Source organism: Priestia megaterium, assembly GCF_041941685.1.
In the GTDB taxonomy this organism is placed as follows: domain Bacteria; phylum Bacillota; class Bacilli; order Bacillales; family Bacillaceae_H; genus Priestia; species Priestia megaterium_C.
This window is the reverse complement of record NZ_CP130958.1, coordinates 3,446,501-3,459,282: the sequence shown is the minus strand read 5'-3', so window position 1 is coordinate 3,459,282 and position 12,782 is coordinate 3,446,501. Positions and strand designations below refer to the sequence as shown.

Genomic DNA, 12,782 nt, shown 5'->3' with positions numbered 1-12,782 from the left:
ACCACTCGTGGTTTGGTGCAACTTTTTTCTTATTAGGGACGTTTATATTACTGATGACAGATATGTAAAACAAAATTGAAACATAACGAAATGAAGCGCGGTTGATTTTCGTGCAAGACTTCGCTTTCCGCGGGCGGCCGGTGAGCCTCCTCGTCGCGTGCGCTCCTGCGGGGTCTCACCTGTTCCGCTTTTCCCGCAGGAGTCTTCGTCTTGCCCTTCAATCAACCATTAGAAGCACCTACTTATATGAAACAAGCCTACGTTCACCGTACCCATAAAAAAAACCGAACGAGTTTGATTCTCCATCAGAATTCAAGCTCGTTCGGATCTGCCTTCAATTAAACTACTTTTCTCACGTCCTTATTATTTTACGTAAAGTATTGAACGACCGTGCTTTTCTTCTTCTCTACTTTAACACGAGCATACGCGCCGTTAATAAGCGTGAGCTGAGGAGGGAGGTGGCCGCAGTCGATGTCATAGATAACTGGAATATGTAAGTCAGAGGCAAGGTCACGATACACATCTTCAGCGGTGTAGGAATCAACGGGTTGATTAGCGGTGCTTCTGCCAAATAAAATACCTGAGCAGTTGTCAAACCAACCCGCTAGCTTAAGCTGAAGAAGTGAACGGCGAAGGTCAGCGGTCGTCAGTTCACAGTTGTCAAAGTACCAAATGACCGGCTCAGCAGGAATGTATTTTTCTCGAAACGTTTTTACGTCTCCAAAAGGAGTTCCTACTAAGTGTCTGATTACGTCAATACATCCTCCGAGAAGACGCCCTTCGATGTGCACGTCGCTTAACTCTGTATGCTTCCAAGCGGTTTGCTCGGTTAAATGAAACACGCACGGTGACGGGTTGTCGTGCTGCCATTCTTTTTGATAGCGATCAGAAGAAACTTGAGCCACGCTTTCTCCTTTTTTAGTCGTCAGCACCTGCTGCCACATCGCAGTCGTTGGATCCCAGTACTCTCCTCGCAAGTCCACAAAGTTGGTTCCATGAGCCGTTGCAATCCCGGTATTAAGTGTAATAGCCAGCAAAAGAACGCTGGTGTCAGAATAGCCAAGCACCCATTTTGCTGTCCATTTTGTAAAGTCGAGATGTTCAAGAATTTCAATCAGCAGTTCGCCTCCCCAAGGAGGAATAATGATATCAATGTTTTCATCTTCTATCATGGCTTGAAGCTCATTCGCACGTTTTTTAGGAGAAGCGGACTTTGCTTTGTGCTGCGTCCAAACGGTTTCTCCCGGTATAACAGAAAAGCCTTTTTCCTTCATTCGTTCACACGATAAAGAAAACATGGAATGAAGAGCTTGAGGTACACCAGAAGAAGGTGCGGTTACGCCGATGGTAGGGTTAGATGTAAGAAAAGGATAGGTAATCATAGCGGCCTCCTTCAAAGGTTTTAGCTTATTTTACCAGCGAGGGAAATACGGAACAAGCTTATTTTTTATTTAAATTAGGAAGATTGATAGGTTTTGTAAAAAGAATCCGTATTAATAGATGTAAAAGCAAGCGGAAAGGAGCAATGTCATGGAAGATGACTGGATTGTTGCATGTATAACGCGAAAAAAAGAAAAAAGGATTAGAGCTGTTAATCGATCAGTACGGAGGATTAATTACCTCTATTGTTCGCAAGCATTTAGGCACGTTAAAAAGCTATGAAGAAGAATGTATAAACGACGTATTATTAGCGGTATGGCATCATATTCACCGCTTTGATTCGGAGAAAAATACGTTTGAAAATTGGGTTGCGGCTGTTGCAAAGTACAAAGCCATTGACTATCAGCGCAAATACATAAAAACGCAGCACGAAGCGCTTGGCGAAGCAGAATTTGGTGAATCACCAGAAGTTCATAACGTTCAAACAAACGATGTGGAAGAACTTTTAGGTCACTTAAATGAAGGAGACCGCGAGCTGTTCAAAGCGTATTACTTACAGGAAGTCGAGCTGAAACAAATTGCGAAAAAGCAAGAGACCACCATCAGCAATTTATATAACCGGCTGTCGCGCGGACGAAAAAAATTAAAAGCGATTTTCAAATAAGAAATAAGGAGGGACAAAGATGAAAAATCAATATGACTTATTAAATGGATCTTCTGTAGATTTTGATAAATATGAAGAAATCGAGCTAACGGCAAGCGAGAAAAAACGAATGAAAAAACGCTTAAAGCGTGACATAAAGCCGACTCGAAAAAAAGCACGTCCGCTGATCGCCGCTGCGGTACTGCTGCTTGCTGTGACGCCTGTGATGATGCAAAACGAAACGGTATGGGCATCGGCTGTGCGAATCAGTCAGCAAATTGGCCAGCAAATCGAGCTGCTTATGAACAAGCCTGAAGGCAGTTTGAGCAGCTATAAAAAAACGGTAAATGAAACGGCAACGGACCAAGGCATTCAAGTAAAAGTAAATGAACTGATGCTTGATGACGGACAGGTGCTGCTTGGGTTGACGATTAGCGCAGATGAATTTAGAAGAACTGCACTAGGGCTTAACCGAGACGCGTCAATTCGACCGGGAGAGCTGCGTGTAAAAATTGGCAATATGTTGTTTTTTAACTCCGCTTCAAGTATTAGAGAGGAACCAATCAAAAACAAAGACGGAAGCTGGAACTACTTGTACGCTTTAAAACTAACGCAAGCGGACACGAACGGAGACGGGAAAATCGATGTAGAAGGCTACAATGTGCTAGATCATATTGAACCAAATAAAAACTATCAAATCAGTGCGCAGTTCACAAGTCTAGAATTTGAAAAGAATCCTGCTCAGACGAAAAGCGGTGACCATCGAGATTCCTATGGAGAAATTAAAGGGAATTGGACCGTATACACAAGCATAAACGGCTCAAAAATTATTGCTGACACAAAAGTATATCCGTTAAATAAAGAAATTCCGATTAATGAAAAAGGAATAGAAGGCGTATTGTCTATTAAAGAAATTCGCGTATCGCCTGTTTCGATTAAAATGAACTATACGTTTACAGCTTCAAAAAGAAGCATCCGAGGCGGAACGGACGTCGGTGTCAAAATAAAAGACCAAAATGGAAGAAACCTGTCTGAAAGCGCAAGCGGAGAAGCGACAGACACCGTGATGGAAATGGACGAAGAGTACCGAAATGATAAAGACGTGACTATGCTTCGGTTTATTCCGTATGTAAGTGATAACGAAAAAGACTGGGCAAAAGACTTAACTTCAGACGCCTTTAATTTGAAGGTGAATAACAAATAACAAAATAAAAACCAGATGCCTGCTTAGCGGGCATCTGGTTTTTTATTAGATATCCATTTTATTTAACAAGCGAAGAAACGTCTGTAATTCTTCATCCGTAAAATGGCTAAGCTTTTCACCATATTCTTTAGTGAGTACTTTTTCCATTTCTTCTGCAAACGCTTTTCCTTTATCCGTAATCGATAAGTAGACAACGCGGCGGTCTTTTTGACTGCGTACGCGCGTAACAAATTCTCTTTCCATTAATCGGTCGCTGATGCACGTCATGCTGCTGTTTGAGATGTGCATATGCTCGGCAATCTCAGAAACGATATGATTCCCTTCTTTATACAGCATGTGAAGCGCTAAAAATTCATTTAAAGGAATATATGACTTTAAAGTGGGGATAACCGATAGCTGCATTTTTTTCGTTTGGTTTCGCATCGTTGAAACCACATTTTGGATAAGTTCATCTCGTGTATTCATTGAGGTTGTGTGCTCCTTTTTCCGTTCAAACAATTTCTTTTCTTTTCTATTGTACCATATTGTACATAAAGAGAAGCGGCAGGTTTTTTAGAGGGAAAAAGAGAAGTAGTACATATCTGTTGCGATAGAAAGGGGCTTGAGTGATGGAAAAGGTAATTGAGTTTAAAACAACATTGCTTCCTTTTGATGGAGCAAAGAAGCTTGTGAACGCAAATAATTCTGAAAGTGACTTATTATACAAAGAATATTATGATCTAGGAGACGGCAAGCAGATGTGCACGCTTGTGTTTGAACGCTATTTTTTCCGCACCGGCGGCAGAGGATCATTAACTATTATTTTAGAAAATGTGTCGGGGCCAAACAAAGTTAAGTGTATTCCTTCAGGAAGCGCAGAAGGGATATTGAATATTGACTGGGGAGCAAGCAAAGATTTTGTACGATGGGTAGAAAATGCACTGTCATCGTACACGTTAGAAGAACCGCAGAGATAAAGGCAAAGCTGGAGAAGGCAATAAGCTTCTTCAGCTTTGTTTTGAAGGAAATGACGATTAGAGAAATGAAAAGATGCAAAAGCTACTGTAGAAATAAGAACTTTATGTGGACAATAAGCATTTTTTCTCTTTTTACCGGATAAACGGGTATAATATGAAATTGCAGGAAGACTTCACATTTACATAACAAAGGAGAACAACATAATGAAAAAACTCAGCATCGTATTATTCGTTTTAATGATAGCTATAGTAGGCTGTTCAAAAGGAAATGATTCAAGTTCAAAAGAAGTAAAAGGAACGATTGAAGTACCGGAATCAATTCAAGCAAATGAACAAGTCAAGCTTAAAGTCCTTGTGACGCAAGGAGATAAAAAAGTGGAAAACGCAGATGACGTACAGTTTCAAGTTGAAAAAGAAGGCTATATCAATCAAGAAATGACAAAAGCACCGCACGAAGGAAAAGGTGTATACAGCACGGACTATACGTTTAAAGAAGACGGCGAATACATGATTACCGCTCACGTTACGGTAGACGGTGACATGAAAATGTTTACGAAAAAAGTAGAGGTAGGCAAGTCTAAAGAGTAAAAATTATAGTTGAAGAAGGGGCTTTAATCTAAGTAGTTCGATAGCTCAATCAAATTGTAATCAGGATCTCTAATATAAACAGAAACAATAGGGCCTACAGCACCTGTTCGTTTGACGGGTCCTTCTTCAATCTCTACATCATGTTTTTGTAAATGACTAATTACGCTCTCGATTTTTTCTTTTGTGATAAAACATAAATCAGCAGAGCCGGGAAGAGGATGCTTTGCTTTTGGCTCAAATTCATGGCCCGCTTGATGTAAGTTTATTTTTCGTTCACCAAAACGAAGGGCTATTCTTCCTTCTCCGAACGTTTCTTTTTGCATGCCTAAAATAACCGTATAAAAGTGAGTAGTTTTTTCAATGTCTTTTACCGTTAGCACAAAATGGTCTAACTTTTTAATCGTTTCCTTTCCTCCTAACAGTGTGAACTTTCTTCCTCTGAAAATAGAGTAAGTATTTGATGAGGTCTGAGAGGTTTTTCTATAAATAAGTATATCATTTGTAAAGTGGAGAATAGCCAAAGACAGCTGTATGTCTATTTTTAGTTCAAAAGAGTGTTTTATAAATAGCCTGTTTTTTAAAATATTGTGGTTTTTACATAATACATTAAAGGGTTATGGAATTTTATGTTAATATTAAGATAAAGATTGTGTTTAAATGGCAGTTATACAGAATAAGAGGTTGTTAAATTTGGTACACGAAAGTGCCATCTATTTGAGTATCTTGGGTGGGAAAGGTTGTTGATTAGATATGCTGAAAATTTAAATACATATAAGAAAGGAGACGCTCATATGTCTATGGGGATTATTTCCTTAATCACTTTTGTTATCTGGTTTGTAGCAATTCAAGAGTTTTTAACACCTGAAAAGAATCAGAGTAACCGAAAAATAATGGTGTTAACATCCGCAGGCTCCTTGCTGACGTTAGTTCTGACCATTTCACTTTTTCAAACACTATAAAAATACCTCAACCAGCAATTTTTCCTCGGCTATCAGAAGCGTAATGTAGGTAGTCCTGGGTTCTTCTGTGGGTGTATAATTTGATTTTCTGAAAAACGATGGTAGAGGGGGAGTGAGATTGTGAAGAAGAAGAAAAACTACACATTACTGTTTTATTTTCTGTTTTTATTATCAATGATAGGCGGACTAGCGTTGAAAGATACGTTTTCCTATTCAATGATGGTTGGAAGCGGAATAGGGCTCATCTTTCTTTTTTGCTCCGCTTATTCTGCAGAAAAAAAGAAAAAGAAGCTTGTGAACTGATGGTTCGCAGGCTTCTTTTTTTCATGCAGTAGGCTAGTTTTATACGACTGACTATCTTATTTATAAACGCTGGACGGGATTTTAAACGTCTGAATGCCGTTAGAATACGGGCCGTACTCATACTCACCAAATATAATGGCAATGCCGCTATTTGTGTAATAAAACTGATCTTCTTTTAAATTTACAGACTTAAATTCATTAACCCAGAACTGAGCACCTTTTTTATTACGAGCAATCATTTCATTGCGAATGTAGTTATTAACTTTATTTAGCTTATTGTTATTGTTAATAATATCTTTTAAGCTAATTTGTCGAGCTTTCAACAAATCGTAATTGTACGTATCAATCCAAGCGTTGCCGTGAGCGCCGCCAGCGTATGCATCATTCGTAATAGCAACACTTAAAATATTATCTTGGTTGTAAGGTACAGAGTATGTCATATTACGAGAATAAGGACCTGGTGCCCAGCCGTTTTTGCGGTCTTCCTTTTCTTGTTCTTTTAGCTTGTTGTGTTCTTTTTGTGCTTCTTTCGCAATGTTTAAAAACTTTCGATTATAGCTAGCTTCAAATGGTTTATTGATAAGGCCGGATACCTGGGGATAGCTAATGTTGCTTGCTAAAGATTTCTTCGTAACCGTTACTCCTAGTGCTTGAATTTTGTCACTAGGCGCTTTTTCATACTTAATACTTGATGACTTTTGAGCATAGGTACCCTTTGATACCCCATAAAGACCACCAAATTTGCTAGACTCAGAATACACGCGGAATACTTGCCCTTTTGTCACTTTTCTAGCCGCTACTAACTTGTTGTTTTTAATGTTGTAAAGATTAGTGTTCTTTAAAACGGTAACGCGTCCTATTTGCCCTTTAACCAGTTCCTGATTCCCCCACACTACTTTTGCTTCTGCAACTGTTTGCGGAGCAAGCGGTGAGAATAACAAAGCCAAACCTAAAACAACTGCGCTAACTCTTTTGAACCTTTTCATAAAAGCCCCCTAAAGTGATTTTTGTAGGTTTTAAAGCTAATCGATACTTTATTTTCAAAAAAAACCCATTCACTAGTATAGCATATTTTTACAGTTTTTTTACTTTTATCAATTCGTTTTTACTAAATTATTTTTCGACTTGATTCCTCTTATTAAATAATTAAATAAAATAGACCGGCGCACTTTATGCCTTTAGTAGAAATAAGAAAAAACACAGTGTTTTACCCTAGACTAAAAAAGTTTCCTGTGGTAAACTTTCGGTATCATGATAAGTAAAAACTGAAAATTTTAAATAAATTATGCTGACATGTTCATTTTTCTGCACCAGCAGAATACCCTATTAAAAATCAACGAGCATGTTTTTTACCTTAAAAGTTGGTCTAACGAAAAAAATATAACCTTAAGTAAAAAATGAGAAGGGACGAAAAATAGATGGCTAGTGTAAATAATTATCCATTGTCTACATTTACGACAGGTGAAACGGTGCAGCTAGAGCGAATCGAAATCGAAGGTGCCTTAAAGCGACGCTTGTTAGATTTAGGGTTTATTCCAGGAGCAATTATCAAAGTGCTTCAAAAAAGCCCCTTAGGAGATCCTGTTGCCTATCAAGTAAGTCATACAACGATTGGTCTCAGAAAAGAAGAGAGCTCAAAAATTTATGTGAAAAAAGTAGGTGACGACGGTGAGTAAGTATCATATTGCATTAGCAGGAAATCCGAATACAGGAAAAAGTACGTTGTTTAACGGGTTAACCGGTCTCAAGCAGCATACGGGAAATTGGACGGGAAAAACCGTAGCAAAAGCAGAAGGGACGTTTGAACATCACCAGCAGCTCTACACAATCGTCGATTTGCCTGGAACGTATTCACTTTATTCAAACTCAGCAGACGAAGAAGTAGCGCGTGACTATATTTTATTTGAAAGACCTGACGTTACGATTGTGGTGGTGGATGCAACTGCGATGGAACGAAATCTTAATTTAGCTCTTCAGGTAATGGAGATGACTGAAAACGTCGTGATCTGTGTGAACTTAATGGACGAAGCAAAGAAAAAAGGAATTGTGATTAACGAAAAAAAGCTGGCTGAATCGTTAGGCGTACCGGTTGTGCCTATATCAGCTCGTAATAAAAAAGGAATTACGAATTTGTTGGATGCGATTGAACAAGTCGTGCGCGGGCAGGTAAAGCTTAATCCTTACCAGGTGCAGTATACAAAAGAAATAGAAGCGTCATTAAAGGAGCTAGAACCTCAAGCCGCTTCTATTGTGGGAAATCAATTTCCTCTGCGCTGGATTGCTTTACGGGTTCTTGATGGAGACACGTCATTTTTAGAAACGATTCAGCAGCGTCAGCAGCAAGATATCAGTCACACAGAAAGGAGGAACAGCGCATATGGGAAATCCGTTAACTCCTGAAAACTCATTAGCGATGGAACAATTAACTCGCTATGCCCAGCAGGCAAAAGAAAAAGATCATCGTTCAAATATGGTCGCAAGCATTTATCAGTCGTCACAGCAAATATGTAAAAAATCAGTTGTGTACGAAGACCGCTCAAAGCTTCAGCGCACAGAAAAGCTAGATAAAGTCTTTACCTCGCCAATTTGGGGCTTTCCGATTATGCTTGGTATTTTATCGGTTATCTTTTATATCACCATAGCCGGCGCAAATGTTCCTTCTGGATTAATCGCACAAGGATTTGGCTGGGCCGAAGGGTATTTAACAGCTTTCTTTCAAGCGATGCATGCGCCAGAATGGCTGCATGGAATTCTTGTATTAGGGCTGTTTCGAGGTACAGGATGGGTCATTAGCGTGATGCTGCCTCCGATGGCCATCTTTTTCCCGGTGTTCGCGCTTTTAGAAAACTACGGCTACTTGCCTCGCGTAGCGTTTAATATGGATCGTCTGTTCAAACGGGCAGGCGCCCACGGCAAGCAGTCGCTAACGATGGCGATGGGATTTGGGTGCAACGCCGCAGCGATTATGTCGACTCGTATTATTGAATCGCCACGTGAACGTATGATGGCGATTTTAACAAATAATTTTGTTCCGTGTAACGGCAGATGGCCTACGCTGATTTTGTTAGCTTCTTTATTTATGGCAACAGGCTTTACAGGTACCGCTAAAACATTCGTAACAGCGCTTGTTGTAGTCGGAACGGTGTTATTTGGAATCGTGGTGACGCTGTTCGTATCATGGGCACTGTCTAAAACAGCGCTGCGCGGAGTTCCAACCCACTATACGCTAGAGCTTCCGCCTTACCGCAAGCCAAAATTTGTAGATACAATTGTGCGCGCGACGCTTGATAAATCGCTGTACGTGTTAAAACGCGCGATTATTGTAGCCGCACCCGCAGCGGTGTTAACGTGGGTACTGGCCAACATCTATATCGGTGATACGAGTATTTTAATGCATTTTGTTCAGTTTCTTGATCCATTTGCTAAATCGCTAGGACTAGACGGTTATATATTAGCTGCTTTTATTATTGGCTTACCGGCTAATGAAATTGTCGTACCAGTTTTACTGATGGCGTATTTATCAACGGGTTCATTAATTGAAATTGAAGATGCGACTCGACTCAAACAAATCTTCCTTGATCACCACTGGACGTGGCTAACGGCCCTTAACATGATGTTGTTTTCGCTTCTGCATTTTCCGTGCGGAACGACGCTTGTGAACATTTATAAAGAAACCAAAAATGCAAAGTGGACGTTTCTTGCTTTTGCTATTCCAACAGTGATTGCGATTGGCGTTACGTTTACGGTTGCTCAAGTGGTAAAAGCGTTTAACCTTATTTAAATATGAAATAAAAGTGCAGGGCTTTGAAAAGAGCTCTGTATTTTTTATGAGTAGTCAATGAGATAGTATAATAGGGTGAACTTGATTGCTATTTGTTAGGTTAAATGGTAATTTGTATGATGTAGATTCATTTCATGTATAAGAGAAATTAATAGACAAAACGTACAGATAGATTGCTAAAAGGGGACTGACTGTGGGGTTATTTTTCAGCAAAACAAATTCAAAAAAAGCTAATAAGTATCAAACAAGGCTATATTCTTGCTTCACCATTCTCATCATAGTGAATGTGATCAACAGCTGGTTTCTCGATTGGTTTTGGCTTTATATGACCACAAGCAGTGTTCTTATTATATTAGTGGTATTCTTGCTTAAAGCACCTAAACGCGATTCTAATGAAGAGTGGAAGCAGCAAGAAATAGACAAAGACGAGGCTTTTGAAAACAAAGTCAATCTTTTGATTCGAAATGGCCGAAGAGACGTTGATGTTATTAAATACATACGGAAAGAAAAAAATCTTGGTTTGCTTCCTGCGAAGCAGTATTTTGATCGTATTAAAGCGTCAAGTGAATAATAAAAACGACCTCTGGTAAGACGAGGTCGTTTTTAGTTACAGGAAAATGGAACCCTGCGATGTCTCATGTAAGATTAAAATAAGTCCAAAATAGCTAGGAAAAGGAGAGAAGGATATGCTCATACTTTATGATGAGCTGTACGGGAAATTTGAAGCAGACGGCGTTCTTTTAGAACTCATTCAAAGTGATCCCGTACAGCGTTTAAAAGGAATTTACCAAGGCGGGGCGAGCCGGTTTGTAAATGAAAACTGGAATACTACTCGATACGATCATTCCGTTGGTGCGCTGATGCTTGTCAACAGATTAGGAGGCTCTTTGGAAGAGCAAATAGCGGCTTTATTACATGACGTTTCACATACGGCATTTTCTCATGTGATTGACTATGTTTTGGAACAAAAAGAAGAAAATTATCATGAAATGATTTACGAACAAATTGTGACCCAGTCGTCTATTCCTCATATTTTAAAAAGCGCCGGTTTAAACTGGCGAGATATCTTACTTGATGAAAGCCAGTGGACGCTGCTCGAACAGCAAGCTCCGCACTTATGTGCTGACCGCGTGGATTATACGCTGCGGGATTTGTACGTATGTGGGGAGATTACTTTACAAGAAGTGCATGCGTTTTTGGATCAGCTTGTCGTATTCAATGGGCAAATGGCATGCAGTAATTTATCAGCGGCAGAGTGGTTTGTGGATGCTTACTACAAAGAAGTGATTGGCTTTTTTATGAATCCGCTTAATATGTTTGGAAATTATCAGCTGACGAAAATTATCAAGCTCGCTTTGCAAAAAGATATTTTATCTATAGAAGATTTTTTAAAGCAGGATGACGATGTGGTTCGGTTGCTGAAAAACGCTCGAGATAGCAGCATTGAAGGGATGTTATCTGCTCTTTTTAACAGCAAAGTACAAACAGGTACTGCTTCTTGTCACGATGTTCACCAAACGACAAAAATGCGCTGGGTTGATCCTCTTGTTGTCGTTTCAGAACAAGTCGTTCCTGTATCCAAACTATCTATTACTGCTCAAAGACTAATAGAACAATCAAAACAAAGGATAGAAAAAGGTGTATATCTCAACATTCAGGTTCCGTTATAAAGGGAATCAGTACATAAAGAAAGGGATGCATAATAATGTGCATCCCTTTCTCTCATAAGAAGTTTTATAGACCTCTAAGGAAGCCTTCTCTTTAACGAACTTCATCACGCTTCGCATTTAACTCTTTAATCGTTTCTCCTTCAACTAACACCGGCTGATAGTAGGTTTCATTTGGCAAATCTTTTTTGCCCTGCAGCTTTTTAATAATCCAATCCGCCGCGTCGTGTCCCATTTGTTCCTGCGGATGGGTTAACGTTGTTAAATTAATCGTCGCATTTTTAGCGATGTACGAATTGTCTTGACCAATAATTGACAACTTGTCCGGAATGGAAATGCCAAGCTGTCTGCATACATTTACTACTTCTAATCCGACTTCATCGTTATAGCAGACAAGAGCGGTCATTTCGTCTTGATTTTCAGTAAGAAATTCTTTTAAATTAGCATACAAATCAAGCTTTGTTTCGGTATTAAAAGACAAAATATGCTCAGGCTGAAAGCGGAGCTTTGCTTCACCAAGCGCTTTTATGTAGCCTTTCATTCGGTACTTTCCTTGAAGATCATCCATTTTTGCGATGAGCCCAATTTGCGTATGTCCTTTTGAAATTAATTCATTTGTGGCAAGGTAGCTTGACTGAACGTCGTCTAGACAAAAAAACGGAACGTCCAATTCTTCGTAATAGGCGTTAATCATTGTAAACGGAACGTCTTGTTCTTTGAATGATAAATAATACGAGATGTTTGGATTGTACAAATTGCTTTTTGTAGGCTCAACAATTAAGCCGTCTACTCCGTAGGAAAGCATCATTTCCAGCGCTTTTTTTCTTGTTCCACATCATTATTCGTGCTTGCCAGCAGCAGCGAATAATTATCTTTATTTAACCTGCTTTCAATTCCGCGAATAATAGAAGGGAAAATATAGTCGGAAATATACGTGGTAATAACGCCAATTGTTTTGTTGGTAGAAGCTCCGCTAGATTTGGATTGATACTGATTGCTCACATAGGTGCCAGATCCTTTTTCGCTTCTTAAAAATCCTTCATTCGACAGCTCTAAAATGGCTTTTCGAACCGTATGTCTGCTGACACCATACGTTTCTTGCATGACCGATTCAGTAGGGATTTGTTCGCCGATGCTGTAATCTCCTGAAAGAATTTTGCTTTTTATATCCTCAATAATCACCTGATATTTTGGCTTCATGTTTTCACTTCTTTCGTAGTTGTATACATTCAACTTTTTTTATGCGTAAAATTTGTATGGACATATTTTATCATGAACGTGAATAAATGAAAAGATTTCCT

Annotated in this window: 16 protein-coding genes and 2 pseudogenes; 12 read left to right on the top strand and 6 right to left on the bottom strand. The window is 39.3% G+C overall.

The annotated features are described in order from the left end of the window. Positions 1–2 precede the first annotated feature (2 nt). Positions 3–68: pseudogene (locus tag Q5794_RS18290) on the top strand (hypothetical protein); the annotation flags it as partial. On the opposite strand, the gene Q5794_RS18285 reads toward Q5794_RS18290, so the two are convergent. Together Q5794_RS18285 and Q5794_RS18280 are read right to left on the bottom strand one after the other, a co-directional pair. Next, on the bottom strand, positions 43–225 hold the full coding sequence (locus tag Q5794_RS18285; RefSeq protein ID WP_374988267.1) for a hypothetical protein: 183 nt from the start codon (positions 223–225) through the stop codon (positions 43–45). The pseudogene Q5794_RS18290 and the gene Q5794_RS18285 overlap by 26 nt on opposite strands. Before the next feature lie 143 nt (positions 226–368). Beyond that, positions 369–1,382 carry a S66 peptidase family protein gene (locus Q5794_RS18280; protein WP_214987479.1) on the bottom strand — a complete coding sequence of 338 codons (1,014 nt, stop codon included), beginning with the start codon at positions 1,380–1,382 and terminating at the stop codon, positions 369–371. Positions 1,383–1,588: 206 nt separating this feature from the next. Between Q5794_RS18280 and Q5794_RS18275 the strand changes: the two genes are divergently transcribed. Both Q5794_RS18275 and Q5794_RS18270 read left to right on the top strand, forming a co-directional pair. After that, on the top strand, positions 1,589–2,044 hold the full coding sequence (locus Q5794_RS18275; protein WP_374989234.1) for a sigma-70 family RNA polymerase sigma factor: 456 nt from the start codon (positions 1,589–1,591) through the stop codon (positions 2,042–2,044). A 19-nt stretch (positions 2,045–2,063) separates the two neighbouring features. After that, on the top strand, positions 2,064–3,227 hold the full coding sequence (locus tag Q5794_RS18270) for a DUF4179 domain-containing protein (protein WP_214987477.1): 1,164 nt from the start codon (positions 2,064–2,066) through the stop codon (positions 3,225–3,227). Positions 3,228–3,272: 45 nt separating this feature from the next. Here the strand turns inward: Q5794_RS18270 and Q5794_RS18265 are convergent, their stop codons facing one another. Further along, positions 3,273–3,692 carry a MarR family winged helix-turn-helix transcriptional regulator gene (locus Q5794_RS18265; RefSeq protein WP_063247511.1) on the bottom strand — a complete coding sequence of 140 codons (420 nt, stop codon included), beginning with the start codon at positions 3,690–3,692 and terminating at the stop codon, positions 3,273–3,275. 143 nt (positions 3,693–3,835) lie between these two features. On the opposite strand from Q5794_RS18265, the gene Q5794_RS18260 reads away from it, so the two are divergent. Both Q5794_RS18260 and Q5794_RS18255 read left to right on the top strand, forming a co-directional pair. Continuing rightward, complete coding sequence (locus Q5794_RS18260) at positions 3,836–4,183, top strand: DUF6054 family protein (protein ID WP_028409537.1); 348 nt, start codon at positions 3,836–3,838, stop codon at positions 4,181–4,183. Between the two features lie 204 nt (positions 4,184–4,387). Beyond that, entirely contained in the window at positions 4,388–4,771 is a 384-nt protein-coding gene (locus Q5794_RS18255) for a FixH family protein (protein WP_013058250.1), read from the top strand. 23 nt (positions 4,772–4,794) lie between these two features. Here the strand turns inward: Q5794_RS18255 and Q5794_RS18250 are convergent, their stop codons facing one another. After that, a complete protein-coding gene (locus Q5794_RS18250; RefSeq protein ID WP_214987514.1) occupies positions 4,795–5,172 on the bottom strand; it encodes a VOC family protein in 378 nt (125 codons plus the stop codon). A 390-nt stretch (positions 5,173–5,562) separates the two neighbouring features. On the opposite strand from Q5794_RS18250, the gene Q5794_RS18245 reads away from it, so the two are divergent. Continuing rightward, positions 5,563–5,730 carry a hypothetical protein gene (locus Q5794_RS18245; protein WP_214987476.1) on the top strand — a complete coding sequence of 56 codons (168 nt, stop codon included), beginning with the start codon at positions 5,563–5,565 and terminating at the stop codon, positions 5,728–5,730. 120 nt (positions 5,731–5,850) lie between these two features. Continuing rightward, complete coding sequence (locus tag Q5794_RS18240) at positions 5,851–6,033, top strand: hypothetical protein (RefSeq protein WP_192994743.1); 183 nt, start codon at positions 5,851–5,853, stop codon at positions 6,031–6,033. A 56-nt stretch (positions 6,034–6,089) separates the two neighbouring features. On the opposite strand, the gene Q5794_RS18235 is transcribed toward Q5794_RS18240, so the two are convergent. Beyond that, positions 6,090–7,019 (bottom strand): DUF3298 and DUF4163 domain-containing protein, encoded by a 930-nt coding sequence (locus tag Q5794_RS18235; protein ID WP_214987475.1) that lies wholly within the window; start codon positions 7,017–7,019, stop codon positions 6,090–6,092. A gap of 432 nt (positions 7,020–7,451) precedes the next feature. On the opposite strand from Q5794_RS18235, the gene Q5794_RS18230 reads away from it, so the two are divergent. The 5 genes from Q5794_RS18230 (at position 7,452) to Q5794_RS18210 (ending at position 11,484) form a co-directional block, all read left to right on the top strand. Next, complete coding sequence (locus tag Q5794_RS18230; RefSeq protein WP_013058246.1) at positions 7,452–7,709, top strand: FeoA family protein; 258 nt, start codon at positions 7,452–7,454, stop codon at positions 7,707–7,709. Beyond that, complete coding sequence (locus Q5794_RS18225) at positions 7,702–8,433, top strand: FeoB small GTPase domain-containing protein (protein WP_374988266.1); 732 nt, start codon at positions 7,702–7,704, stop codon at positions 8,431–8,433. The genes Q5794_RS18230 and Q5794_RS18225 overlap by 8 nt, the downstream gene beginning before the upstream one ends. A 13-nt stretch (positions 8,434–8,446) precedes the next feature. Beyond that, positions 8,447–9,814 carry a nucleoside recognition domain-containing protein gene (locus tag Q5794_RS18220; RefSeq protein ID WP_374989233.1) on the top strand — a complete coding sequence of 456 codons (1,368 nt, stop codon included), beginning with the start codon at positions 8,447–8,449 and terminating at the stop codon, positions 9,812–9,814. A 193-nt stretch (positions 9,815–10,007) separates the two neighbouring features. Next, positions 10,008–10,385, top strand: coding sequence for a hypothetical protein (locus tag Q5794_RS18215; RefSeq protein ID WP_192995443.1), 378 nt, complete (start codon positions 10,008–10,010; stop codon positions 10,383–10,385). 115 nt (positions 10,386–10,500) lie between these two features. Beyond that, positions 10,501–11,484 carry an HD domain-containing protein gene (locus Q5794_RS18210; RefSeq protein WP_214987472.1) on the top strand — a complete coding sequence of 328 codons (984 nt, stop codon included), beginning with the start codon at positions 10,501–10,503 and terminating at the stop codon, positions 11,482–11,484. Positions 11,485–11,575: 91 nt separating this feature from the next. On the opposite strand, the pseudogene Q5794_RS18205 reads toward Q5794_RS18210, so the two are convergent. Beyond that, positions 11,576–12,681 (bottom strand): annotated as a pseudogene (locus Q5794_RS18205) (GntR family transcriptional regulator). Positions 12,682–12,782 lie beyond the last annotated feature (101 nt).